17 protein-coding genes and 2 tRNA genes are annotated in these 26,150 nt (G+C 59.1%); 5 read left to right on the top strand and 14 right to left on the bottom strand.

Annotated elements, in window-relative coordinates; genetic code table 11:
• Positions 1–105 precede the first annotated feature (105 nt).
• The 6 genes from phoU to PPP56_RS09580 all read right to left on the bottom strand — a co-directional run bounded on the left by phoU (position 106) and on the right by PPP56_RS09580 (position 10,841).
• On the bottom strand, positions 106–780 hold the full coding sequence (phoU, locus tag PPP56_RS09605) for a phosphate signaling complex protein PhoU (RefSeq protein WP_353563824.1): 675 nt from the start codon (positions 778–780) through the stop codon (positions 106–108).
• A 285-nt stretch (positions 781–1,065) separates the two neighbouring features.
• Entirely contained in the window at positions 1,066–2,307 is a 1,242-nt protein-coding gene (locus tag PPP56_RS09600; protein WP_353563823.1) for a glycosyltransferase family 4 protein, read from the bottom strand.
• Between the two features lie 64 nt (positions 2,308–2,371).
• Positions 2,372–3,595 (bottom strand): glycosyltransferase family 4 protein, encoded by a 1,224-nt coding sequence (locus PPP56_RS09595; RefSeq protein WP_353563822.1) that lies wholly within the window; start codon positions 3,593–3,595, stop codon positions 2,372–2,374.
• Between the two features lie 540 nt (positions 3,596–4,135).
• Positions 4,136–7,399: an amidohydrolase family protein gene (locus PPP56_RS09590; protein ID WP_353563821.1), complete on the bottom strand. Its 3,264-nt coding sequence runs from the start codon at positions 7,397–7,399 to the stop codon at positions 4,136–4,138.
• A gap of 281 nt (positions 7,400–7,680) precedes the next feature.
• A complete protein-coding gene (locus PPP56_RS09585; protein WP_353563820.1) occupies positions 7,681–10,119 on the bottom strand; it encodes a GumC family protein in 2,439 nt (812 codons plus the stop codon).
• 212 nt (positions 10,120–10,331) lie between these two features.
• Positions 10,332–10,841: an SLBB domain-containing protein gene (locus PPP56_RS09580; protein WP_353563819.1), complete on the bottom strand. Its 510-nt coding sequence runs from the start codon at positions 10,839–10,841 to the stop codon at positions 10,332–10,334.
• Between the two features lie 742 nt (positions 10,842–11,583).
• On the opposite strand from PPP56_RS09580, the gene PPP56_RS09575 reads away from it, so the two are divergent.
• The 3 genes from PPP56_RS09575 to PPP56_RS09565 all read left to right on the top strand — a co-directional run bounded on the left by PPP56_RS09575 (position 11,584) and on the right by PPP56_RS09565 (position 16,264).
• Positions 11,584–12,792 (top strand): anhydro-N-acetylmuramic acid kinase, encoded by a 1,209-nt coding sequence (locus PPP56_RS09575; protein WP_353563818.1) that lies wholly within the window; start codon positions 11,584–11,586, stop codon positions 12,790–12,792.
• Between the two features lie 752 nt (positions 12,793–13,544).
• Positions 13,545–14,969, top strand: a complete 1,425-nt coding sequence (locus tag PPP56_RS09570; protein ID WP_353563817.1) for an OmpP1/FadL family transporter — start codon at positions 13,545–13,547, stop codon at positions 14,967–14,969.
• Between the two features lie 80 nt (positions 14,970–15,049).
• Positions 15,050–16,264, top strand: coding sequence for an SGNH/GDSL hydrolase family protein (locus PPP56_RS09565; protein WP_353563816.1), 1,215 nt, complete (start codon positions 15,050–15,052; stop codon positions 16,262–16,264).
• A 187-nt stretch (positions 16,265–16,451) separates the two neighbouring features.
• Here the strand turns inward: PPP56_RS09565 and PPP56_RS09560 are convergent, their stop codons facing one another.
• The 4 genes from PPP56_RS09560 to PPP56_RS09545 form a co-directional block, all read right to left on the bottom strand.
• Positions 16,452–17,192 (bottom strand): site-specific integrase, encoded by a 741-nt coding sequence (locus PPP56_RS09560; protein ID WP_353563815.1) that lies wholly within the window; start codon positions 17,190–17,192, stop codon positions 16,452–16,454.
• Positions 17,193–17,711: 519 nt separating this feature from the next.
• Positions 17,712–17,797, bottom strand: a tRNA-Leu gene (locus PPP56_RS09555).
• Positions 17,798–17,839: 42 nt separating this feature from the next.
• Positions 17,840–17,912: transfer RNA gene (locus PPP56_RS09550), tRNA-Lys, on the bottom strand.
• 251 nt (positions 17,913–18,163) lie between these two features.
• Positions 18,164–18,574, bottom strand: coding sequence for a hypothetical protein (locus PPP56_RS09545; protein ID WP_353563814.1), 411 nt, complete (start codon positions 18,572–18,574; stop codon positions 18,164–18,166).
• Between the two features lie 237 nt (positions 18,575–18,811).
• On the opposite strand from PPP56_RS09545, the gene PPP56_RS09540 reads away from it, so the two are divergent.
• Together PPP56_RS09540 and PPP56_RS09535 are read left to right on the top strand one after the other, a co-directional pair.
• A complete protein-coding gene (locus PPP56_RS09540; protein ID WP_353563813.1) occupies positions 18,812–20,509 on the top strand; it encodes an AbgT family transporter in 1,698 nt (565 codons plus the stop codon).
• Positions 20,510–20,544: 35 nt separating this feature from the next.
• The gene (locus PPP56_RS09535) at positions 20,545–21,648 is read left to right on the top strand and encodes an endonuclease/exonuclease/phosphatase family protein (RefSeq protein ID WP_353563812.1); all 1,104 of its coding nucleotides are present in this window, start codon (positions 20,545–20,547) and stop codon (positions 21,646–21,648) included.
• 252 nt (positions 21,649–21,900) lie between these two features.
• Here the strand turns inward: PPP56_RS09535 and PPP56_RS09530 are convergent, their stop codons facing one another.
• The 4 genes from PPP56_RS09530 to PPP56_RS09515 form a co-directional block, all read right to left on the bottom strand.
• The gene (locus PPP56_RS09530) at positions 21,901–23,382 is read right to left on the bottom strand and encodes an ABC transporter permease/substrate-binding protein (protein ID WP_353563811.1); all 1,482 of its coding nucleotides are present in this window, start codon (positions 23,380–23,382) and stop codon (positions 21,901–21,903) included.
• A gap of 12 nt (positions 23,383–23,394) precedes the next feature.
• Positions 23,395–24,138 carry an ATP-binding cassette domain-containing protein gene (locus PPP56_RS09525; protein WP_353563810.1) on the bottom strand — a complete coding sequence of 248 codons (744 nt, stop codon included), beginning with the start codon at positions 24,136–24,138 and terminating at the stop codon, positions 23,395–23,397.
• A 37-nt stretch (positions 24,139–24,175) separates the two neighbouring features.
• Entirely contained in the window at positions 24,176–25,567 is a 1,392-nt protein-coding gene (locus tag PPP56_RS09520; RefSeq protein WP_353563809.1) for a YfcC family protein, read from the bottom strand.
• Positions 25,568–25,652: 85 nt separating this feature from the next.
• Positions 25,653–26,150, bottom strand: a 498-nt coding sequence (locus PPP56_RS09515) for a T9SS type A sorting domain-containing protein (protein ID WP_353563808.1), incomplete at its 5' end; no start/stop codon positions are given.

The following is a 26,150-nucleotide window of genomic DNA, read 5'->3' as shown; positions in this document are numbered from 1 at the left end:
CCTCGTGTCGGCCCGTAACCCCGGCTACGAACCTCTATCGTGGTCCAATTTTCGCCGCAGCGGCGCTCGCTCTCGCCCGCAAACCAAAACCCAAACAGGTTCTTATTAGTCGGCTTCTTCTTGCAGCGAGGCGTGGCGCACATCTTCCCCCTCAATCAAGAAAATGACGCACTTAGCGATGTTTTTGGCATGGTCGCCGATGCGCTCAATGGCTTTGCTTGCCGTGATGAGATATGCTGCCGGCTCCGCTTTCTCTGGATGCGAGCGGCAGAAGTCTACCAGGCGATCAAAGTTCTCTTGATGAAGCGCGTTTATGCGCTCATCAAACGTAGGCACCTGCTCTGCCAGCGAATGGTCACGCTCCAGGAACGAGCGACGCGCCTCCACGAGTATATCGTTGCACGCCTCCGAAAGCTCACGCAGCCGGGTATGCTCGATCACCTCGGGCACATCTTCTACATGCTTAACGTTACGCGCCAGATTGCGGCAGTGATCGCCCATGCGCTCCAGGTCGGTGTTGATCTTCACCACGACAATAATGAGGCGTAGATCAATTGCTACAGGCTGATAGAGTGCCAGGATGCGCTCGCACTGCCGGTCAATCTGTAGCTCAAGACTGTCGATTTCATTGTCACGCTCGATGACGGCGTTGGCTTTTTCAATATCGCGACTAAGCAATGCCTCGGTCGCATCTGTAAACTGCTCTGCAACGATGTCTGACATCGTGAGCAGAAGGTGTCGAAGTTCGGCGAGTTCGCGGGTAAGGTTGCGACGCGACATAAGCAACGTACAAGCATGAGAAGCACAATGGGCGCGCTCATCCCAAACCGATAGACCGGATACCCGTGGGCCAATTCGGTACCATCAGGCTATCGGGATGATCTGAAGCGCATGGCTGAAAGAGCACCTCTGCATAGGCACTTTCGAGGATTTGTAATGCACAATGCCCACATGCAGTTCACGCTTCACGCAAAAGCTGAGAGATGATATAATATGTCTGTACAGCGTCTGGCAGCGCAGGTCCAGTTTGCGACGCATCTACCCTGCACAGAGACAATGTTGGACTTACGAGGCCGCCTCGGAAACAGGTGCTAACGCGTTTTCGTGGTCTGTCGCCGTCTCGCATGCCTCGCCTGAGGATGACTCTTTCGGGGGTGATGCAATTGCAACGTCGACTTCCGTAGTTGGCAGCGTGTCTCCTGAGAGGGCCGGAGACGTAACGAGCTGGCAAAGCGTGTCAACGTACTGTTCGGCGACAGCGCTCCACCCGAACGTGTCTTCTGTGTGGCGCACAGCGCGCGCGGAGGCACGCTTGAGACGCTGTGGCGCGTTTTCGTACTGCATGATTGCCTCGCGGAACGAATTCGGATTTTCGCTTTCCACGAGATGCCCGTTCTGTCCTTCGGTAATGACGTCTTGAATCCCTTCAAGGCGCGACGCTACCGAGGGGCACCCGCACTGCCCGGCTTCGAGCATTACAACGCCGAAGCCTTCCATGTCGCCTTCCACCGGGATGTTCGGCATAATAAAGAGGTCGGCTCCCCGGTACAGGCGTGCCAGATCAGCATTTGAGATGCGGCCGAGCTGGCGCACGCGGTGGCCCAGATTGTTGCGCCGGATGGCGCGTCCGATCTTGTCGAATTCAGGACCGTCGCCTGCAATCCAGTAGTGCACGTTTTCGGGCATCGTTGGCATGACGTTATCGACAAACCAGGCAAAGCCTTTGCGCTTCACCTGACGCCCTACGCTGCAGAGCAGCAGGGCATCGTCGGGAAGAGGCGCGGACGGTGTGCCAAGAGCGTCTTCAAGTGCGCCCCGCATTTCTGACTTGCTCTGCGGCTGAGGATAGCGATCTAAGTCGATTCCGTTTGGTACCACGTGCACTTTTCTTGCGGCCATGCCTCGTTCCGTGCATGCCGCACCGGTGGCCCGGCTTACCGGCAGAACTGCGTCCAACGCGTTGAACACTTTAGGAACAAACCATTGATAAGGGGGGAAATCGAGCGTTACGTCACGCCCGTGTGCAATAGTTGCGGCCTTCACGCCATGCCGGTCAAAGAAGCGGCGCAGGGGTACCGCCAGCGAGGCCGTTACCATCGAGGAGAAAAGAACGACGTCGGCTTCCTGCTTCAACACGGCTTGGCGGATGCGCCAGGCAGCCTGTCCAAGGAAGAGCGGCACTTTGTAGGGTGTCCACTTCCACGAACTGCGAAGCAGAACGGCATCGACATGCGGTGGCGCACTGCGTGCGTTCAACGCCTCGTGCAGTTTAAGCGAGACGCGTTGCATCCCCCCAACATTTGCCATAGGGCGTCCTTTGGGCGGCAACGAGTGAGAAACGTACAGAAGGTGCACGATGCAAGGTAGGCTGTTAAGCAGGTTGCGAGGCAAGGGCCGGGGCTCGTTCCGCGCTCGGCTCTTCAGAACGAGCGATCAGCTCATCGTAGTATCGGTCCATGCGCTTCAGGAGCGTTGCCCACTCGTACTTGTGGGCGCGTGTGCGGGCCGCCTCTGCCATGCCGGAGCGGCGGCTATCATCTTGAATAAGCTGGGCGAGTGCATCCGCGAAGGCGTGTACGTTTCCGGGCGGGCAGAGGAAGCCGGTGGTCCCTTCGTCCACGAGATCTCGGCTTCCTACCGCGTCAGCGCACACGGTGGGAACCCCGGAAGCCATGGCTTCGAGCGTTACGTTTCCAAAAGTTTCGGTATCGCTTGGAAAGACGAATGCATCGGCACTGGCATACGCTGTTGCCAATTCTGTGCCACGAAGAAACCCTGTAAAGTGGGCATCGGGGAGCGCTTCCTCCAGCTCCTCGCGCGCAGGCCCATCGCCAACGATAAGCATACGCGCATCGCATCCACGCTGCTTGAGTGCATCATGGATCTCTGGAAGGAGCGCCAGCCCTTTCTCCCACACAAGCCGGCTTACAAATCCGACGACGACCTCGTGTTCTTTAATCCCACGCTCGCGCCGCCACGATAGGCTGCGGTGCTTCGGATGGAACGCTTCCGTATCAATGCCGCGCTCCCACGGCCGGAGTCCCTCCGTGATTCCGTGTGCTCGCAGAATATCGGCCATCGCAGAGGAGGGAACGTAAATGTGCTCGCACTGCGTGTAGAACGAGCGGAGGTAGCTCCAGAGTACCGGTTCAAGCGCAGTAAGCTTGTAGTATTTCAGGTACGAGCTGAAATGGGTGTGGTAGGAAGCCACCACGGGGCGCTTTTTTCGTCGCGCTGTTTGAAGCGCATGGAAGCCCAGCAGGTCGGGGGTCGCAATATGGAAGATCGTCGGGTCAAACGCCTGGATGACCTGTCGGGCTTCTGTAGATAGCCCCAGGGAGATCCGGTATTCCGGGCGCCCGAGCGCCGGCACCGAGGGTACCGGACAGAACGTACCTGCATGGGTAAGTGCAGGGTTTTCAATGGTTGGGGCAAAGACTCGTACCGCCGTGTCGTCTTGCGCTGCAAGGTGCTTGACCAGCCGGTTGAGCGTGAGCGATACGCCATCTGCAATGTGGTTGTATGCGCCAGCGAACAGCGCAACCCGTTTGGGTGCGGCTGCTTCTTGATCCGATATGGCAAGCGGATGAGACATTCGGCTGTGCGCTACTGCGTTTTTGGAGGGTATAGCGTGTCGTTTCTCTGAACGTGCAAACCGCCTGCCCGGAAGGCTGATCCTTAATTCTGGCCTGCCAGGCCTACAACCCCTGCAAGATGTCGTAACAACTTCTCACAGGACAAATAACAGAACAGATGCAGGATTAGTACGATAGCGTGCTGCTCAGCAGAGGCTACTCGTCGGCTGGTCGTGTGGGGGCAGGTCGGCCAACTCGTCTGATACCGTTTATCTGTCAAGACAACTTTTAGAGTGCCTGCAGACAACGGCGAAGCCGCCTCTGAAAATGATAAGGTAACGCACAATCACAGCCATTCTCCCCTTCTTCACAATTTGTCTCTCCTATCCGGCCCCGTAGCGGTTGATGCAAACTCAGACAGCTTGCAGACGCTGTATTGTATACGTACGCAACGTAGGCCTGTAATAGAACCAGCCGCGCCCCTCACTACGAAGGAGCGCGGCTGGTCTGTATGGACGAATGCAGATGCGCGTATGGAGGTCACGTTACTGCAAAAGTTTTCAGTGTGCAGCATGCACGTGGCTGTGTGCATCGCAGGTGCACTGCTGCATGGCCTGATCATCCCACACCATGTGATCGCTCATTCCGTCGCGTTCGAAGTAAAATGTGCCACGCTCACGCGGGTGGTTCCCCACTTCGTTCATGGTCTCCGCATCGTAGAGACGTCCGCTTTTCATCACGTATGCGATGTCTTCGCTGTTGCGGATGTCGTCGAGCGGACTTGAGCGGAGCACCACGATATCGGCGCGTTTTCCTGCTTCAAGCGACCCAAGCTCGTGGTCCATGCCGAGATAGGTCGCGCCGTGCATGGTGGCGCTGCGGAGCGCTTCATGGGGGGTCATGCCACCTTGCTCGAACATCCAGAGCTCCCAGTGAGGGGCGATGCCTTGCATCTGACCGTGCCCGCCAATCTGAACGGTCTGCCCCAGGTCGTACACGTCTTTGGTTACAGCAGCCGTCTCGAAGTGGAAGTATTCCTCTTCGGGAACGATCGTGCGGCGCCGAGAACGCTCATCGACCATCGGGCGCGGCACGAACGTGAGCAGGCGGTCGTTCTCCCATACGTTATTGTGGTGATAGAAGTAATGCTCGCCGCGATACCCCCCGTAGCTCACTACCAGCGTAGGGGTGTACCCAACGTCGGTCGCCTCCCACATCTGAAGCATGTCGCTGTAGAGCGGGGCAACCGGGATGTTGTGCTCAATTCCGGTATGCCCATCCTGGATCATGTTCATGTTGTGATAGAAGGTTGACCCACCCTCTGGGTAAACCAGCATGTCAAGTTCGCGAGCGGCTTGGAGTACCTGTTGGCGCTGGTCGCGGCGCGGCTGGTTGTAGCTCTTCACCGAGAAGGCGCCTACGGCTTTGAGGCGGTTCAGATGAAAACGCGCATCGTCGAGCCCGTCGATTTCGGCTCGGAAGTCGCCATCAGCGCCGTAGAGAATGCGCCCCGTCGAGAACACACGCGGCCCGGTAGAATGCCCGGCTCGTACCATCTCGGACTGATTGAACACGTTCTCGGTGTTTGCGGATGGATCGTGGATGGTTGTTATGCCGAATGCAAGGTTGGCGTGGTAGTACCAGTTGGTCTGTGGCATTATGCCGCCGAAGAAGTGCCCTTCGTGGGCGTGGGCATCGACCAAGCCCGGTATCAGGGTATGGCCGTCAGCGTCTATAACATGCGCCCCTGCTGGTACGTCAATGGCATCGGCAGCGCCTACTGCAGCAATGCGATCTTCTTCAACGATGAGCGTGCCGTTTTCAATGACCTCATCCCCGTTCATGGTAATGATACGCGCATTCGTGAATGCAACCTGTCCGCTGGGCCGGTCAACGGGAAGCGTCAGGTCTACCTCCGCGGTCGTTGCCGCCGATGTAGGGTCTACCTCATCGCCGTTCTGGAGAAATGCGAATGCATCGTCCAGATTCAGCGTGAAGTGCTCAGGGCCTGCCATCCAGTGCAGCCGCTCGCTGTCTCCCGACCAATGCAGATAGCTACCGCCCTGCTCGCTGACTTTTGCAACGGGAATCGCCTGCGTATCTTTGGTCAGCTCCAGCGAGCCGCCTGTTTGGGGGAACGGGGCCACATAGACGTGGAAGAGCTCCTGGAAGGCCACCCAGTTACCATCAGGGGAGGGCACCACAGCGCTTACGTCGCGCATCGTAAAGTGCGTGCGCTCCGTGCCGCCATTGAGATCTACACTGCGATATGCTTTACTGAGCCCGCCGCCCGTCAGGTAGTAAATACGTTCGCCATCAGCCGTAAAGCGAGGCGCTCGCCCGTCCTCGGTAATGTGCGTCGGCTCGCCGCCCGCAGCATCTACGGTGTAGAGACCGGTATCGATGCTATGGAGCGTACCGATAAGGCTGTTTCCGCTCGCACGTCGGTAGACGACGGTTGCTCCATCGGGCGAAAATTGCGGACTGTGGTAGTACCCTGGTGCATCCACCAGTGTGCGTGCGCTGCTTCCGTCTATCCCCATCGAACGCACGGTGCCGAAGTCTTCGTCGCTCCAGGTAGTGTACACAATGCGCTGCCCGTCTGGACTGAACGCAGGGGCGTATGCGAAGTGATCGGTCGAGGTGAGGCGCTCGGGCGTGCCATCTGGCAGCGCCATACGGTACAGATGTCCTGCTGCATGGAAAACGAGCGTCTGCCCATCAGGCGAAGTAGCCGCGTCGCGCAGCATGCGTGCGCGGAAAGTGTCGCCGGGAAGCTCCTGTTGCGAATGAACGGTCTCGGCCAGCTGCTGCTCGACCTCTGCTTCGAAGGGGATGATCTGACTATCGCCCGTTTCAACATCGACGCGATGCAGTTTGCCCTTGCCGTAGATGACGATCTCTTCGCCGTTCGGATGCCAGGAGTAGCTCGGATAGGGTCCAAAGATCGCCCACGTTTCCTGCTGGTCGCGACTCAGCCCCTCAAAGATTGGCGTTTCCGCCCCCGTCTCCATGTCGTAGAGGAAGAGCACGCTCTCGTTGCGCACCCGCCGGACAAACGAGATCTGCTCGCCATCGGGCGACACCTGTGGCCCCATGGCGCTGCCCCGTCCGCTGATCAACGTGGTAATATCGCCCGTTTCGCGATCGAGCTGCCGAATGGCGTAGATGATCCCGTTCGGGTCTTTGTCGTACTCAAACGTCTGCCCAGGCGTAATGTCCTCGCTCCAGTACAGGTAGCGTCCGTCGGGCGAAACGACCGGTTCGCCGGCGTCTTTCTGGTCGGTGCGCCGCTCGGTCAGTTGGATGCCCGCGGTACCGCCTGCGCGATGATACATCCACATCTCGCCAGCACCAAGTGACCGCCGCGAGGTGAAGTGCTTGCGCGCTACGATGTAGTTGCCATCGGGCGTCCATGCCGGATTGTTGAGCAGGCGAAACGACTCGTCGGTGACCTGCTGCTGGCTGTCTCCAGTGCGCGTCATTGTCCAGATGTTATCCCCTCCGCTCTGATCACTGGTAAACGCGATGCGGCTCCCATCCGGGCTATAGCGAGGCTGGATGGTCATGCTGGGACCGCTGGTGATACGGGTAGCCGTGCCTCCTTCAATAGGAAGCGTGTAAATGTCGCCCAGCAAGTCGAAAACGATCTCGTCACCGTCGGGATGCACATCTACGTTCATCCATGTACCCTCGTCGACGGTGAACGACACGTCGATCTCGGGGTCAAGCGCGGTATTTACATCCCAGTCGTCATCAGACTGTGCAGCAGCGGTTCCGACAATGCAGCAGAGAAGTGCGGTGAGTAACAGCGATCGAATCATACAGCATAGTTGGTTTGGCGGAGGGTCAATTGCTGTAAGGTACGAATCCCCACCGCATCCACGCAACCTGTTTTATAACACAGCGCTGTAATACGCGACGAAACACGTTCAAGCGGTATCTGGCTTGCACGCACGTATAGCCCAGTATGTCTGTCGTGCGCCACTTATGGGAGATGACCGTTGCGCAACGCGCTGGCAGGACGGTGCAGAACGGTACTGAGTAGTTTGCACCGCGCTTAAGACCGCTCAAGCCACGCAGCTGGTGCCTTTTCAGGTATTGCTTAACGTCCGAGCCACTGGCGCAGGCGGCTCTTCGAGGAAGTGTCTTCGTTGTAATACTCGCTCAGGCTCTTCAGGCTCTGTGCGTACCCGTAGTTGTCATAGTTGTACGCGTACCGGCTTCCGCTCTGGTTTGATGTATATGCATTGAGCACGCACCCGATGAGTGGCGCCTCCACGTCACGTAGCTGGTGTAGGGCATGATCGAGCGCCCGGCTATCGGTCTGGCCCGCTGAGGCCACCATAACAACGCCCTTGCAGAACGGCGACAGCGCAATCGCATCGCTAAACAGCAGCACCGGCGCTGTATCGATGATGACATAGTCGAACTCGGCCTCCATGTCATCGATGAGCGTCTTCATGCGCTGCGAACCCAGCAGTTCTGCCGGATTCGGTACCTTCTCTCCTCCAGGCATTACGTAGAGGTGGTCTACGGAAGTAGACAGGGCTTCGGGATCAGAGAGGCCGTCGTACAGCACATCAATCAAGGGAAGTGCGTCAGACGCGTTAAATATGGTATGCAGGCGGGGCCGGCGTAAATCAGCGTCGATAAGAAGCGTACGCTGTCCTGCACTGGCCAGCGCAAGAGCCAGGTTTGCAGCGGTTGTTGTTTTGCCTTCGCCTTTGTGAGAGCTGGTAACCGCCACAGTGCGCACCTCATCGTCGGGGCGTGCAAAGCGCAGATTGGTTCGCAGTCGACGATACGACTCGGCTACTGCCGACATGGGACTTACGAGCATGGGCAGCGTGGTAGGCACGTTGCGCCCATCGATCGTGATGTAGTCAGCTCCGTCGAAGTCACGCTCAATGAGCGTCTTCATTGAAGGAATGACGCCCATCAGGTTCTCGCCCGTCTCCCGAACGTCCTCGGGCTGACGCACACGGGTGTCCATCATCTCCCAAATGAAGACGAGCCCACCTCCCAGCACCAGTCCCAGAAGCGCTGCGAGCATTATGTTCTGCTGCGGATCGGGCGAGACGGGCGTGCTGGGCACACCGTCGAAGCGTACCACCTCGGCGTTGCCCATTTCTGACTCCAGGGTCATTCGGGCTTCCTGCATCTGCTGCTGCACAAAGTTGTAGACGCTTTCCGAAGAGCGTCGATCGCGCTGCAGGCGTGCGAGCTGAAGCGACTGGGCCGGCAGCTCCTGAAGGCGTGCCCGGTTCTCTCTGAGCTGGCTGTCTATGTTCGCCAGCTGTGCCTCTATACCGCTGATCTCAATGCGCTGGCGCACCAGCTGCTCGCGTTGCTGGGCAACGTATCCTACGCCCCGGCTGCTGCTCTCCCCGGGCCCGGCGCCCCCGGCTGCCAGCGCCTGGTCTACATATTGCGTGGCCACCTCTTCGGCGCGCTCATCGAGCGCCTGCAGGCGTTCTTCAATCCGCGCCAGCTCGCGCTCCAGCGGTCCGCCCGTTGCGTTGGCCACAAGATTTGGATTCCGCTCGCGGGCCCGCTCAAGCTGCGCCTTGAGTTCGGCGCGCTGCTCTTGAATGCGAGCCAGCTCCTGGTCGATGTCGGAGGCGAGCCGTTCGGCCAGCTGGGGCTCGATGGACTCCACGTTGTCTTGCTGCGCCTGCAAGCGCGAACGGTGCATATCCAGCTCAATGCTCAACTGAGCACGCTCCGTCTCCAGGCTGGTGATGCGCGACACCGTTGAGTTGGTTTCTTGGTCGAGGGCAACCGCTTCCTCTTCACGCATGAAGTCAACGACACGCTGCTCGGCCTCCGCGATTTCCTCGCGTAGCGTTTCGGCTTGTCGTTCCAGAAAATCATACGAGGCCTGCACGCTCTGCCGGCTCTGGTCACGTGAGTACTCAACATACTCTTCCGAAAACAGATTGACGATAAGCGCAGCTTCCTGTGGGTTGGTGCTCGTGGTGCTCAGCCGAATCACGTCAATCTCTTCCCCCCCCGAACGCGCTTGTATGCGCCCCGAAAGCCGGCGGGCTAACTGTTCTTGCGAGAGGCGCTCCTGTTCATCCTCTTCTCCCCAGTACATGATGGGCGGCCCTGCGCGCTCGCCTTCCGGGTACTCTTCCATCATGCGCACAGCCACACGCTCGGCGAGCTCGTCGGACTGGCGTAGCACGAAGAGCTGGTTGGCAATCGATCGGTCGCCCATGAGCCGCGATCCAGCACGCGTAGTCATAACCGTCGGGTCATCGGGCTTGATGAGCACCGTACTCGACGTCTGGTACTGCTTCGGTAGCGAGTAGGTGTATACAGCTGCAACCCCGACGGTAGCGATCAGCACCGCCAGAATGAACCACTTATACGACCAGAGCATTGCGAGCAGGTCGCGCAGCTGCGAAGCACCGGTTTCCTGGCTGTACGGGTCGTCGTACAGCTGGCCCTGTGCCGGCCGTGGAGCAGGGCTTGCGCCGTTCGGCCCATGCTGTCCGTTATGTCCATTCGATGAAGGCAGCGAAGAAGAGGCCATAGGTCTGTCAGTTTCTGTACGAGTCGTCTCCCTTCTGATGCGACAGAAGCGTAGCGCTCCATGTATAAATTAAGTACACTGATTGGCTGGAGAAATGCCAGCAATCCGCGTTTAATATCTTTTCATAACCATGCGGATTGCGCGGCACCGGCTCTACGAACCAGGGCGCACTTTCAAGCACAACGCGCACTGGCACTGCCCAGTCAATGCATTTAGAAAAAGTCTATCAGACGCAACGTGAGCAGCGTCAGGCTGGCAAGGCTGCTTGTAATGTTGAGCGCGTCTCGAAAACGAAACGGAGTACGAGCGCGCTCAAGTTCGACGACCAGTATGTCGTCGTCTTGAAGCACCGGATACTGCGTATCTGCGATGAGGCGCTCCAGCGAAGCCTCGTAAATCACGCTGCGCTCCCCGTTCTCGGCAGTCCGGTACAGCTTTATCTGGATGTTATCCGGGTCCTGCCCCCGTTGCCGCGCGTCAATCGGTGCGCCGCCGGCCATTGTCACAAGCTTGTCCAGCTGCGTATCTTCGGGCACCTCATAGATTCCGGTGTTGCCGATGGTGCCCCATACCGATACCTGCACGGTCGCATCTCCCGGACGTGCGTAGTAGTGATACGCTACGCTGGTCTCGGTCTCCTGAAGACGGTCTAAACTCTGTGCCGAAGCAGATGTCACAACGGCTCCACCGCTCATCCCTAAAACAATACACAGTAAGGCCACACACCACAAGAAAGAAGACCGAAACGGGATCACAGGCGTCAAATGTTGTCGATGAGCAGAAGAGGAAAACATATGTGTTGCAGATTCGCAATGGACGTTTCCGTTACACCGCGAAGAATGCAATGTTCCGTCTGCAACCTGCCTGCAGGGATGCACAGCACGCTGTAATGTGCGCGTAGACGCTTCGTCTGACTGCTTTTGTGTGCGAGGGAACCACTGCCTACAGCACTACAGCATAGCCCCAAATCACAACCCATTAGCACAACTCGTCAATTCTACCACCAGGCCGCACCTCACACCAGATATACTCGCTCCTGTGCGCTAATTCTCTCACTCTGAAATACCCGCCCAAGAGACCATCTGTCCGGTTTTTGTGGTATATCCACCTCATAACGTGGTCAAATTGCATATCGTACGGTCTATACAGGAGATATCGAGGCCCCAAATATCAAGATAGGTGTGGCTACTACTCTCCATCTGCTGAAGCACGGCACGTTAGGCAGTACTTTAGGCAGTACGTTGAGCAGTCTCTACGCGACTCGCATGGCCGGTACCGGACCACATTCTCGCGCCGCACAAAGGGATTACTAACCGCAACGCTGCCAACCGCAACACCGATAGTAGCACCGGATGAATTTTGGTATTCAACCACACGTTCAGGTAAACGTTTAGCCTCCGCATCTGCATATTGCATGCGCCACGCAACCAATCTTTTTCACTCTGTCTTTGCGCACTGCTTTCCATGTCGCTCCCTGAACTGCTCGATTCGCTCTGTTCGGCCTCCACACTTCGGGTTGTTGGGCTAATGAGCGGCACTTCTTTCGATGGCGTAGACGCCCTGCTGGTCGATCTCTCAGGATCCGAGCACACGCTTCAGGTCGATACGGCTGCTACGCGCCACATCGCCTATCCCAGCGATCTGAAGAAGCAGCTTCATGCGCTGAGCACAGACAGTACGATTTCCTTAGACGATCTAACCCGCCTGCAAGGTCGCCTGTCGGCGCAATACGCTGTGGCGACCCGGGCGCTTCTCAAAGCAGCCGATAGCACGCTTTCGGATGTAGACCTCGTGGGCGTGCACGGCCAGACCCTGGCGCATTGCCCCACGCCTGCATCCCACACCAACCCAACCGGACGCGGCACGCTACAACTCGGCCCCCCCGGCGCTCTTGCCGCGCTTCTCGATTGCCCGGTCATTGGCGACTTCCGCCCCGCTGATATGGCGCTTGGCGGACAGGGCGCGCCCATCGTTCCGTATCTCGATTACATGCTGCTTGGGGATGCGAACGAGACACGCCTTATGCTCAATCTGGGCGGCATTGCAAACCTTACAGTGGTGCCAGCCAACGGCACGCGCCAAGACATACACGCCTTCGATACGGGTCCCGCCAATATGGTGATGGATGCGCTCGCGTCGTCTCTGCTCAACATGCCGTACGATGCAGACGGCGCGCACGCCCAGGCCGGCAGCGCACACGCTGACGTCGTCGCCGATCTGCTACAAGACCCGTTCTTTCAGCAGCCGCCGCCGCGCTCTACTGGGCGCCGTCAGTTTGGGGCTTCGTTTGCTGAGCAACTCTGGAAGACAGTACGGGAAGCCGGCGGAAGTCCGGACGATGCGCTGGCCACGGCTGCGCTGCTTACAAGCGCGTCGGTCTACCAGGCCTACGCGCAGTTCGTTCGCCCTGAAGCACCGGCTGAGCGCGTTCTCGTAAGCGGCGGCGGGCTGCACAACAAGGCGCTTATGCATATGCTACGCGATGCCTTTGCACCCATTCCCGTCGTCTCTACCGCAACCGTAGGCGTTGACCCCGATATGAAAGAGGCCCTCTGCATGGCCGTCTTGGCGTACGAATGGGTCAATGGCGTGGCAACGGCTATGCCCTCGGTGACGGGTGCAAGCGCCTCTGCACGTCTTGGCGGCCTCCACCTGCCCCCGCGCTTTAGGTAGGAGCAAGGCTCTGTTTGTTGTTGCTTCGTGTCTCGCCTCCTCTTAAGTAGAGCCCCAAAAGAATCTTTTTGGGTAGTGGATAGACGCTAAATGATAAAGCGATTGGATGCAGCAGCTCTTTCTTCTTCGAACCCCCTCTCCCTTATTCCGCTTCGCTCCATCAGTCGCCCTACGGGCTCGTGTTGGGTTTCTCCCCCTTGGCCAAGGGGGAGATGTCGGCAGACAGAGGGGGTTTGAGCAGATTGCGATGATGTAAACCACAGGCAATCATTTAACATTGAACCGCTACCCTTTTTTCCTTTGCTGATGGCCTTGGGGCCGAATACGCCGTCCTGACCTCCCCCCTTCTCGTACGCGGTGCGGGGTTCCCCCTTCGCGAAGGGGGAAATGTCGCGTAGCGACAAAGGGGGATGGGCGTCCACAAGGATAATGGAAAACTTGCACACCGCGTTGACTATCTGGCCACTGAAGCAACTGGAACGGGAGCGAACGACGCCACTGTCCGAATATTTGATGCGACACGCATGCGTTGCCTGTTCTCTGTTGCGTTTTAGGCAGACGCTTGATACACTTAACTACATACCACGTTACGAGACTGTTATGCGTAGCACCGGTGTCTGCTACTTCTATCTACAGCTTTTATCTGTAGCGTTCTTCACCTGTAGCGCCCGCTTGCTACTTCTGAGAGCCCACCTCACAACAGCCCGTGGGTCCCGCGTCCCTTAGACTGCTCACCCTCATGCCCCCTTCCTATGACTCACCGTAGTACTCCTCCGTATTGGAAGCGCTTACCCGCTGCTGTTGCACTTGCCGGCCTCATGCTCGTTCTGCTGATCCCTGATACAGCGCGGGCGCAGGGGTTCGGCGTGTATGAGCAGGGAAGCTGCGTTATGGGGCGCGCCGGTGCAGGCGTGGCCACCACCTGTAACGACGCCTCCGACATCTTCTTCAATCCAGCAGCGCTCACAGGCACCAACGGCACAACGATCAGCCTGGGTACCACGCTCATCGCAGCAGGCGGTTCGTTCACAGACGACATCACCCGGCAGACGACCGACCTGCAGAACTCGCCCATTCCTGCGCCGCACCTGTACGCGTCGTATGGCGTTTCGCCCGATCTCGCTGTCGGACTCGGCGTGTTTGTGCCGTACGGACTCGCAACCGAGTGGGATCGTACGTTCGATGGCGCGTTTGAAGGATACGACAACAGCGTCGAATCTATCTACATCCAGCCGACGGTATCGTACCAGCTCACCGATCGCATCTCGGTTGGCGGGGGACCCACGATCGTCATCGGCAATGTTGAGCTGAATCAGGTTGCCGACCTCTCAAGCGTGCCCCTCCCCGGAAGTGAAATCACGTTTGGGGAGATTGGCGTTCCTTTTCATACTGCGTTTGCTGACTCAAAACTCGAAGGCTCCGGAGCCACAGGGTTTGGAGGGCATCTGGGCGTGCAAGTGGAGGCAACCGATCGGATTCGACTGGGCGCCCGGTTCCTTACCCCCGTTAAGCTCGACTATGAGGGCACGGCCACCTTTGAGCAGATTGAAACCGGCATCCCTACCATTCCCCCGCTGAACGACATCCTGGGCCAGCCGGTCACGATCTTCCCGACGCTGGATGCGCTCCTCGCAAATCAGTTCAACCCCTCGAATGAGGATGCGCTTTTCGTAGAGCAAGACATCGAGACTTCGCTCACGATGCCTGCGCAGCTTGTGCTGGGTGTGAGCGTGGATGCGACAGATCGTCTCACCCTGATGGCAGACTATCAGTGGACCAGCTGGTCGGACTTCGATGAGATTACGCTTGAGTTTGAGCGCGAGGAGCTCACACAGACGCGCCAGGAGAACTACAGCAACACCAACGCAGTGCGCCTCGGCGCCGAATATGCGCTCACCGACGCCGTAACCTTACGTGGAGGCTACCTCTTCAACGAGGCAGCAGCACCCGATGAGGTTGTAACGCCTCTGCTTCCGGAGAACGACCGCAACCACGTTACGCTGGGCGTGGGCTGGCAGACAACCGACTTCTTGCAGCTCAATGCGGCGTATCAGTACCTCGGGCAGAACGACCGTCGAGGTCGCACGCGCGGGCTGGCCGAGGGCCGCCCCGATACGAACGGGCTCTACAGCTTCGACGCCCATCTGTTTGGACTTACGGCTACGCTGTCGCTGTAGGTGCTACACGCTATACGCTCTTAGCACTGCAAGGGCTCTTCCTCATCGCCTCCCCGCTGCATCCACTTTAGTACTGACTTATGTTTACTCTCCGCTCGCGCCACCTCACCCTATTTCTCGGACTGCTGGTTGGCAGCATGCTGCTGCTTGCTGGCTGCGACGACGACACGCTCACGCCTCCTCCGGTTGAGGACGAGCTCTTCGACCGCTACGTCTCGCTGGGCAACAGCATCACCGCCGGGTTCCAGTCGAACGGCATTAGCCCTGCTACGCAGCAGGCAGCCTACCCTGTGCTGCTGGCTGAGCAGATGGGGACGGCGTTTAACGCGCCGCTGCTGAACGCACCCGGCTGCCCGCCGCCTATCACGAATCCCCTCGATAGCGCTGATGCCGGCAACGGAGACGACGTAGTCTGTGCACTACGTGACACCCCGCTTCCTGCCCAAGTTAACAACACAGCCGTTCCCGGCGCTGCGGTGAACGACCTGCTGAATGTGGGTCAGGGCTCCAACAGCAATGTGCTTACCCAGCTCTTTCTGGGCGGACGCACCCAGGTAGAAACAGCGGTAGCGGCCCAACCCACGTTTGTCTCTATGTGGATCGGCAACAACGACGTGCTGGGCGCAGCCCTTTCCGGGCAGGTCAGCGAGGCGAATGTCACATCTGTTGACGACTTCACGAGCGACTACACTGAAGCGCTCGATGCACTCGAAGACGCTGGCGCCGAGGGCGGCGTGCTCTACGGCGTGGCCGACCCGACCCTGATCCCCCACTTTTCGGCAGGCGCTGCCTACTTTGCGCTGGAGGACGAGATTAACGCCGCCGGCACCGCACTGAGTTCAGCCTGGGGATCCTTCGACGTAGATGCCAGCTGCAGTCCGGCACAGCAGGGCACGACCACCCTTGTTCCTGCTTCTTATGGCCTCTTCAGCCTGTTTGCTACGGCGCTTGCCGGTGAAGACGTAACGCTCAACTGCGCCGACGATGCCCGCGTGCTGGATGGCGGCGAGATTACGCTGCTGAAAGAGCGGGTCGCTGCGTATAATCAGTTTATCCAGACCGAGGCCCAGAACCGCGATTGGGCATTTATACAAACAAACGCGGTCTTGCAAGACCTTCGCGACGCTGATGATATCCCTCCGTTCCCCAACTTTCAGGATCCGGAGGCCTTTTTTGGAAGCGCCTTCTCGCTTGATGGCGTACACCCCAGCAGCAGCACCCATCAGCTGATTGCTAACGAGACGGTCGACGCGATTAACGCGCAGTACGGTACGTCCCTGCAACCAGTGGAGTAAGAGCCTGGTGTGTTGATTTATTAATTTGGGCCCTCAGGAGTACTTCCTCCTACGGTCGGGGCACTGCGAGCGGATCCGCTGGGCTGAGGCCGAAGGTCATGCCCCTGATGCGACGCTCCTCCATCGGGGCCCAATTTTCGCCGCACTGCTGCTCGCTCTCGCCCGCAAACCAAGACCCAGACAGGCTCTATGAATCCGTTTTTTTGCGCGATGCCGTATCACCTGTAGGGGAGGGGGGGCGGCGCATGTTGAGCGTTTTCATAACTTGTGTAACGACCTGTGTTGCATGCTCAACATCATCGTCGCCGACATCTTCGTTAGGGGGGATGGGTATGCTGGCGGACTCGGGGGCTTCGGGACCAAAGAGGCGGGGGTTCGGCGCATCAGTGCGCCGCCTTACACGCTTCACATGGTCGCGCATGCCCGCACGTAGACTTGGCAGCAGCTGCACCACGCGCGAATTATCACTATTGGAGATACGCAGGGTTGCGCGGTCCAGGTCAACGTCTTCCGCACGGAGTGCAAGAGCCTGCTCAACATCGATGTTGCAGCGGAGCAGAAGATGCGCAAAGAGGCTGCGAGACGTTGAGGGATGGGGGAAAGATTCAACCGAATCGGCTTCGTCCTGATCTTCGGCACGGCGAATATCGGTCAGGTAGAACATGACGGCATCAAGTGCCTGGTTACGTTCGGACTTCGATAGATGGGTCTGTGTTTGGAGGAAATCCATAAACTCCGATACGCTTTCCATCCAGACGGGAGGGATGTCTTGCTTCTCGCAGAATCGGTGGTAGCAGATCGTCCAGACCCCATATATCTCAGCGCGCTGTTCAGGTACGTCAAAACGAGGGGCAAGCCGACGGATTTTATCAAGCAGAGCGAGCTCGTCGCTGCGAACGTCGATGGTGGGCTTTTCGGAGTCGGCCATGAAGCGCACAGAGGTCTGCCGAGAAAAGAGCACAAACTGGTAGGTTGGAGCCAAGTCCGAAACGTCTTCAGAGCCTGTTCTTAGTTCTTGCCTGGTAGCGGATAGACGCTAAGAGCCTGTTTTGATTTCTTACTTTGGGCTCCGCACGGCTCCACCGGGCTACAAACCAAAACCAAAACAGACTCTCAGATGAAGCACACCAAAAATATATGAACCAGTGCAGTCTCGTGCAATGCCAAGCGTGAGATATATAACGTAACCTCCGCTGGCATGCGGCAGCCGTATGGGTTAGCCCTACTTAATATGAGGCAGGGGCCAATTCTGTTCAAGAGATGCGAAGAAGGAGGGGACAGGTGCTACGTGACAAAGCGAGGAGACATCATGCTGTCGTTTCGTTTGCCCTAAACAAATTTGGCCTAAACAAAAAACGCCCTGAAGCAGGACGCTTCAGGGCGCTCGTAGTGCGGCACTATTTGGCGTTAGTACTACTTACGTGTTAGCATGTTAGTACTATCAATGTGCCCGAGAGAGGACTCGAACCTCCACGGCCTATAACGGCCACATGGCCCTCAACCATGCGCGTCTACCAATTCCGCCACTCGGGCAATAAGTGCATGCGTACGAAGGTTGTACGTCGTACATACCAGTGACCCCGGCAGGTCTCGAACCTGCGACCCACGGATTAAAAGTCCGTTGCTCTACCAACTGAGCTACGGGGTCATGCACGACACTGAGCACCAGATATATTAGCAAGCACTAACTACTTGTGCTAAAGCCGCTCTGTGCGTGTTGCCTATTACGATCAGACAACGTAACACTTACAATGATCCGGTGCAACCAGATGTGCCCGGTGCTGCGCCGAGATTTCTTGAAGCGTTTGTGACCTCTGCGTGGAGACGCCGTCGTATTGCGCTTTACATCATGTTGCATTATGCTTTTTACATCATGCTTTCTCGTGGCGGGCCTTCCTCTCACAGTAGGTCCTCCCAGAGCGTGTGCATGGGCTGGCGCATCACCAGCTGCCCTTCAAGTAGCTTGGGGGCATAGTTGATGAAGCCGTGCACCGTGTAGATCTCTGAAGGCGTGCAGTTATAGAGCCACTTGCCCTGTCGTATACCAGCCCGGTGGTCGGTTGTCAGAAGAAGCGCAACGAGCCCGGTTGGTGCCGTTCCTCGAAAGCAGTCGACCGCCTCATCGTCGCTACCACATGTGCCAGGAATATATCCATAGTCAACCGGATAGATCACCGTCGGGTAGTCCGGGTGCGCGGTGCGGGCGGGGCGGTCAATGTGGAGGCCACGCTCTTCAATCATCGCCTCCCAACGCATCCACCGAACACGATCAGCGATGAGAGCGGTGTAATCGGTATGGGCAACGACCATAGGTGGGTATGAAGCAAGAAAGGGTACGTTGTAGAGCGTGCCAGAACGATAGCGACAGGCAGACCCAAAACGGCAACGAAGGAACCGGGGTTGTGCGTTCCTGCTATGGAGGGAGGGTGAATGTACTCTGATCATACACGCTGCTTCTGCGTGTATGGATAGCGTGTAACAGAAATGTCCGCTCGGCGCTGTGCGGCGCGATGCGGCTTGTGTGTCTTATCCGTTGAACCTGTAGTTATGGAGAACCCCCAATCTGAATCCAGCGATCCTACGGCCGCGCCTAATGAGTCTGCTCCCGACGGCGCGCCGCCAGAAAATGCACAGCTCGATGCGTCTAAACCCGATGAGGAAGACGGGTGGATCAACCGTTTCCTGGAAGTGGTGGAGTGGCTTGGCAACGTACTCCCTCATCCGGTTACGCTGTTTGCATTGTTTGCACTCAGCGTGGTGGTGATCAGCGGTATTGCCGAATGGCTGGGCGTCGCTGTCGAAGATCCGCGTCCAGGCGTCGACGAGACGATTGAGGCAATCAGCCTCATGAACGGCGACGGACTGCGCCGTATCGTGGAGAACCTGGTTGAAAACTTCACTTCATTTGCGCCGCTGGGTACGGTGCTCGTTGCGCTCCTCGGGGTGGGGGTAGCGCAGCACTCCGGACTCATCAAGGCCTGTGTGCGTGGTATTGTGCTCACGGCAGCCTCGGCGCGTCCGAGTGGGGCGGGCATCGTCTCGTTTATGCTGGAGCCCCGCCGCCTCGTCACGATTTCCGTCGTATTCACAGGCGTGATCTCCAACACGGCTTCAGAGCTTGGGTACGTGGTGCTGGTGCCGCTCGGAGCCATCGTCTTCCTGTCGATGGGGCGCCATCCGCTTGCCGGACTCGCTGCTGCTTTCGCGGGGGTGTCGGGGGGATACAGCGCAAACCTTCTGCTCGGCACAATCGACCCGCTTCTTGCCGGGCTCACGCAGGAGGCCGCTCAACTCATCGACGCCGAGTACACGGTGCACGCAGCGGTGAATTACTACTTTATGATCATAAGCACGTTTATGATCACGGGCCTGGGCACCTGGGTTACGCTGAGCATCGTAGAGCCGCACCTGGGGGAGTACGACCCGACGATGGCCTCTGAGGACTTAAGCGATGATGCACAGCTGGAGCCGCTGTCCGATAACGAAAAGAACGGACTGAAATGGACCGCGCTGGCTGTGCTGGGGATGACTGCGGTGCTTGCGCTTACAATCGTTCCCGAAGGAGGCGTGCTTCGCAATCCCGACACCGGAGAGGTGCTCAACTCGCCCTTCTTGAATGGTATCGTGTCCATTATCTTTATCGCGTTTATCATTCCCGGCTTTGTGTTTGGATACGTGACCGGCTCCATGACCAGCGATCGCGATGTGGTCGACGGCATGGCCGAGGCTATGAGTACGCTGGGGCTATACATCGTGATCGTGTTCTTTGCCGCGCAGTTTGTCGCGTTCTTCGGGTGGACCAACCTCGGGCAGATCGTGGCTGTAACCGGCGCGCAGTTCCTTGAAGATATTGGACTTACCGGTCCGCTCGTGTTCATCGGGTTTATCTTTGTGTCTGGGTTTGTCAACCTGATGCTGGGGTCCGCCTCCGCCCAGTGGGCCGTTACCGCCCCCATCTTTGTACCGATGCTCATGCTCACCGGCTACAGTCCCGAGGTAATTCAGGCCGCCTACCGCATCGGCGACTCGGTTACGAACATCATCACGCCTATGATGAGCTACTTCGGCCTCATCCTGGCATTTGCTGAACGCTACGAGAAGAACATCGGGATCGGCACGGTGATATCAGCCATGCTTCCATACAGCATCGCGTTCTTGCTTGGTTGGATTGCGCTGTTCTACCTCTGGGTCTTTGGGCTCGGGCTTCCTGTAGGCCCTGAAGCACCCACCTTCTATACGCCGTAATCCATCGCTCCTCCGTTACGCTACGTTCTGCACGCATGTCGCTCGGTGGCTCTTTCCTGAAAACGCTGCTTATCGGACTGGCCGGACTGGCAAACGTGGGACTTATTCTGCTCTTTGCTGCAGGCTATGCAAGCGCGTTTCTCCCGCCTGCATGGTTCTGGTGGACGTGGCTGCCGGCCTCGTTGCTTCCTTTCTGGGCGGCGGGGCTGCTTCTGGCGACAGCGATCCATCTTCTGCGTGGTCGGTGGGGATACGTAGCGCTACATGCGGGGCTGCTGGCACTCTTTCTAACACGCGCCAGCCTGCCCTGGCCCAGCCCCCCCACGAGTCCCGATGCAGCATCGGTGCTCACCGTAATGAGCTTCAACTACACGCCCTTCGACCGCTCTGTAGATCAGCGTCCGCTGCTGCGCAACGAGTTGGGCGCCCTGGCCGACACGCATGCGCCCGACCTCATCGCAATGCAGAGCATCCGCGTATTTCAGCGGCGCGGGCAGCTGGCGTTCTCTGATCAGCTCGACACGCTGGCCACGGCAGGCTATCACGCCGAACCTGAGCAGAACGAAGCCTCCTACCTGGATACACGTGTGCCGCTCTTTCAGCGATCAGGTCCGGTCCTGCACCAGGAGCCCATCGTGCTTCCCTCCCAGGAGGATATCGAGCGCCATGTTATGCGTTCGGAATTAGAGTGGCGTGGGCAACCGATCGTCGTGTACAATGTGCACCTGCGCTCTTTTGAGCGAAGCCATGCACTCAACCTGCTCGCGCGCGGACGCTACCGCATGGCGTTCCGGGAGCTTGTGGCGGTCTATCGCCGCGACGTGTTGCAGCGCACCCACGAGGCGCGCGAGCTGCGTGCTCTGCTCGACGAGGAGTCGCAGCCTACGCTGCTTGTGGGCGACCTGAACGCATCCCCGTTCAACTGGGAGTACCGCCACGTGCGCGGTACGTGGCTCGACCCGGCGGCTGCGCTCGGAGGAAACTGGCGCTTTACCTGGCACACTCGCTTTCCACTCGCTCGCATCGATCACGTGCTGGCCAGTAGCCACTGGCAGCCGCATGCCATGCAGGTAGATACAACCCGCATCTCAGATCACTACCCGCTTATCGTGAGTCTCTATCTGCGCGAGGACACATAGGAGGACATGTAACAAGCAGGACACCAAATACCGTACAATAATGGGTGGTGGGTAGACGCTAAGACACTAAGTGATAAGGCTATCAGGCACTGCAGGTTTGTCTTGTTCAAGCCCCCTCTCCCTGTGGCGAAGCTCGGTAGACAGATCGTTGGACAGAGGGGGGGCGAATCCGATAGTGTCAGCTACACGACAACCACTTATCATTGAACCGCCAACCGCCACCTAATAATGCAATAAGAAAGCTGTTCTGTGCTACCTGCCTGCGTATCCTGTTCCACGCTCAGCGAGTTCGACCAGTCCGAGCAAGAGCACCGTAAGCAGCGCCGCCGGTAGGGTGCCTTCAAGGATGAGCCCGAGATCGGCACGACGAATGCCGGTGAGGATCGGCTGTCCGTATCCCCCGGCCCCAATCAGCGCTCCCAGCGTGGCCGTGCCTACGTTGATAACGACAGCAATCTTGATTCCAGCAAAGACCGATGCGGCCGCCAGCGGAAGCTCCACGCGGCGAAGCATAGCCCACGCCGTCAGACCAAGTGCACGGGCCGAGGCAAGCAGCGGCGGGTCGATGTCGCGCAGGCCGGTGTAGGTATTCCACACGATGGGAAGCAGGCTGTAGATGACCAGCGCCGTTACCGCGGGCACGTACCCCACGCCCAGCGGCGGTACCATTAGCGCAAGCAGCGCCAGCGACGGTACGGTGTAGGTGAGCCCCACGGCCACCAGAATGGCGGGGCCGACCCATGCTGTTTTCGCGGCGACGATGCCAAGCGGAAGGCTCAGCAGCACGGCCAGCACAAGCGACACCCCGGTGAGGGCCAGGTGCTCCTGCGTGCGGGTCCACACGCGACGGGTGCGCGTATCAGAGGCTATCGCAGCGGATGGCGCAATGCCCAGTGTGTGCTCGACAAACGCAGCGGCAACCTCGCGTTCGGGATGCCCCTGCACGGCGGCCTCAGCGTTTAGGGCGCGCATGGTGTCGGCAGGAAAGCGTCCTTCGAGCGCCTGCAGCGCATCGACTGCGGCAGGTGCCCGCTCGTGCAAGTCGGCGCGGTAGAGCAGCACCGCCCGGTAGTCCGGAAAGTGGTCCTTGTCGTCGCGCAGCACGCGCAGGTTGTAGCGTTCAATCTCGGCATCAGTCGAGTAGAGGTCAATCACATCGAGCGCTTCGTTGGCAAGCGCGCGGTATGCAATGTCGTGGTCGAGTCCCCGTGGATCGAAAGGGAGATCGTACGCCTGTCGCAGCGCGGGCCAGCCATCGCCGCGATCCATGAACTCGTTGGTGAACCCTACCTGCAGATCAGGATGCTCGCGCAGGTCCGAGATGCGCGTAATGCCCCGCGCTTCAGCGTGCTCCGGACGCATCCCCAGCGCATACGTGTTGTTGAAGCCGAGCTCGCCGGTCATGCGGATGTCGTAGCGGGCCAGCACATCAGGCAGGGTGGAGGGCTTTACGTCGGCATCCGCCAGAATCTCCTCGATGAGCGTGCCGGTGTATTCGGGATACGCATCGATGTCGCCGCGCACGAGCGCCTCCCACAGAAAGCGAGAGCCGCCCAGCTGTTCGCGATGCCGCACTTGCAGGCCGGTATCGCGCAGTGTGTGGGTAGCCACCCAGCCAAGCACCACGCTCTCGGTGAAGGCTTTTGAACCCACGGTGAGCGTCGAATCTTGGGCAGCGGTAGGCCCCGCGCTAAGGCAGCACAGAAGCAGGGCAAAGCAGAAGGAGCGAAGCATAGCAGCCAGGAATTACGTATCGAGTGCGGAGGCGAGCGATCGCTGCGCCTGCACAAAGTCAAACACGAAACGGGATGCGGGATCGTCGAGAAGCGCACGGAAGGGGGCATGCTGCGCCACGCGGCCCGCTCGTAGCAGCACAATCTGGTCGCCAAAGTAGGCGGCCTCGTGCAGGTTGTGCGTCACGAGCACCACGGTCTTGTTGAGCGTCTGGAAGATGCGCCGCAGGTCGGTCTGCAGGTCGGCACGGATGAGCGGGTCGAGCGCGCCCAGCGGCTCGTCGAGCAGCAGAAGCGGCGGGTCAAGCATGAGCGCACGCATCAGGCTCACGCGCTGCCGCTGCCCGCCCGACAGCTGCGGGGGATGCACCGAAAGGCGCTCCGCCGGCAGCTGCACCAGATCCACCAGCGTGCGGATGCGCTCTTCGATGCGCTGGGTAGACCAGCCGAGGTGTCGGGGCAGGAGCGCTACGTTCTCGCGGGCGCTCAGATGCGGAAAGAGCCCGCCTTCCTGAATGACGTATCCCATGCGGTGACGCAGTGCACGCATGTCGGAGTCCGCGAGGGGGCTGCCGTCAACAGCTACTGTGCCCGCATCCGGCTGAATGAGCCCGATGATCAGCCGCAGCAGCGTCGATTTGCCGCATCCACTGGGACCGATGAGCACGGTCGTCTCGCCCTCGGTTATGCCGAGCGAGACATCGTCGACGGCACGGGTCGTGTCGAATGTTTTGGTGACGTTGCGGAGTGTAACCATGAGTGGAGGGGCCAGAAGCCGGGTGATGGGCAATGCGTTACGCGTAGCCGATCCAAACCGCGCCGACAAGGGCCAGAGCGCTCAGGGCCAGCAGCTTCAGAATCAGCGGGCCGATGAACCGAAGCCAGCGATCGTACGGGATGCCGGCGAGTCCGAGGATGCCCATGAGCACCGGATTGGTCGGCACGATCATATTCATGAGGCCATCGCCCAGCTGAAAGGCAAGCACGCTGATCTGGCGGGATACGCCAAGCAGATCGCCAATCGGCGCCATGAGCGGCATCGTCACGAACGCCTGTCCGCTGCCCGAGGGGATGACCAGGTTCAGCACGCTCTGCACGAACAGCATGCCCACGGCGGCCACTTCGGCAGTGCCCCACTCCAGCAGCGAGGCGCCGGCATATACGACCGTGTGCAGCACCTCCGCATCCTCCATGATAAGCGCGATAGCCCGGGCCACCCCGATGAGCAGGGCCGTGCCGGCAAGTTGAGCCGCGCCTTTTGAAAATGCCTTTGCAGCTGCATCTGCCCCAAGCCGCCCGACCAGAGCCGCCACCAGCGCGAGCACGATAAACAGCCCGCTGAGCTCCGTCAGGTACCAGCCATACTGAATGATGCCCCACACCAGCACGCCAAGGCCGGTTAGCGTGACGGCCGAGACGCCCCAGTGGCGCGTTTGAAGCGCGGGGATCTCCCCCAGGTCGTGCTCCTGCGCGGCAGGCACGTCGTGCACCAGGCTCTGCATCGGGTCCTGTTGGATGCGTTGCGCATAGCGCCACACATGGTGAATGCCTACCGCGAGAAACGGGACGATGAGCGCAGCGCGGTATCCCATCCCCGAACCGGGCGCGACATCGGCGACATCCTGCGCTACCAGCAGCGTAAACGGATTGAGCAGGGCCACGCCATACCCGATGCCATAGCCCACGACCATCGTGCCGATAGCCACGATGGCATCCAGCTTCATAGCCAGGCAGAGCGCCACCAGGATGATGGCGAATGGGATGTACTCCTCGGCCATGCCGAAGGTAGCCGAGGCGCCAGCGAACATCGCCATGCCGCCTGTAATGAGCAGCAAGGGCGACTGCCCGAAGCGGTCGAGCACGCGCCCCAGGATCGCGTCGATGGTGCCGGTTTCGCGCACCACCGCCAGCGCGCCGCCTACGATCAACACAAAGAAGATGATGCCCTGCGCATCAGCCAGCGCTCGGGGAATGACGGTAAACAGCTCGGCGATAGAAGCGCCGCTTTGCTCATCGAGCGTCTCGAAGGTGCCCGGCACAACCACTTCGCGTCCGGCATCGTCGGTCGTCATCTCAAAGGCGCCCGCCGGAATGATGTGCGTGGCCGTCCATGCGATAAGCAGAAAGCCGAGAAGCAGCACCAGCGTGTGCGGCACCGAAACGCGCTCAAGAAGGTTGCGGAGCATGAAGTAGCTGGTGGAACGGGGAAGAAAGCGGAGTCCTTAATGCGATGAAGGATAAGGCTTTCCACACAGTTTCGCAATCGTATGGTTATCGCACCACCGTTAGGCGCCGGGTTTCGGTGAAGTTCTCGCCCTGCACACGTACGAAGTAGGCGCCGCTGGAGAGGGGGGCCACAGGCACCTGCAATGTTTCGAGGCGGTCGGGGGTTGGAGTATCCTCGTAGAGCGTCTGGACGCGTCGGCCCATCACGTCGTACAGCGTAACGGTGACAGGTTGCGCCTCCTGCACAGCAAAGCCGAGCGTTGCCTGGGCGTGTGCCGGGTTGGGGTAGGGCGCATCCACACGATACGGCTCAGCGAGGGTCACCTCGGCATCCACCGGACCGTGGTGCGTGGTGGTGCCATCGGTGTCCACCTGACGGAGGCGGAACGTGTGCACGCCCAGCTCCAGATCGTCGATGGCTATCTGGTATGCCTGCGGTTCATCGGTGGTGCCAGCGCCTTCCACAAAGGTGTAGTCGCTGTAGTCATCCGCATCCGAAGCGCGGTGCTCCACATAAAAGCCTGCATTGTTGGATTCGGAGGC

The sequence above is a fragment of the Longimonas sp. genome (genome assembly GCF_040409695.1).
Lineage (GTDB): Bacteria > Bacteroidota > Rhodothermia > Rhodothermales > Salinibacteraceae > Longimonas.
The sequence above is the reverse complement of the archived record's forward strand: the minus strand, read 5'-3'. Positions and strand labels throughout refer to the sequence as shown.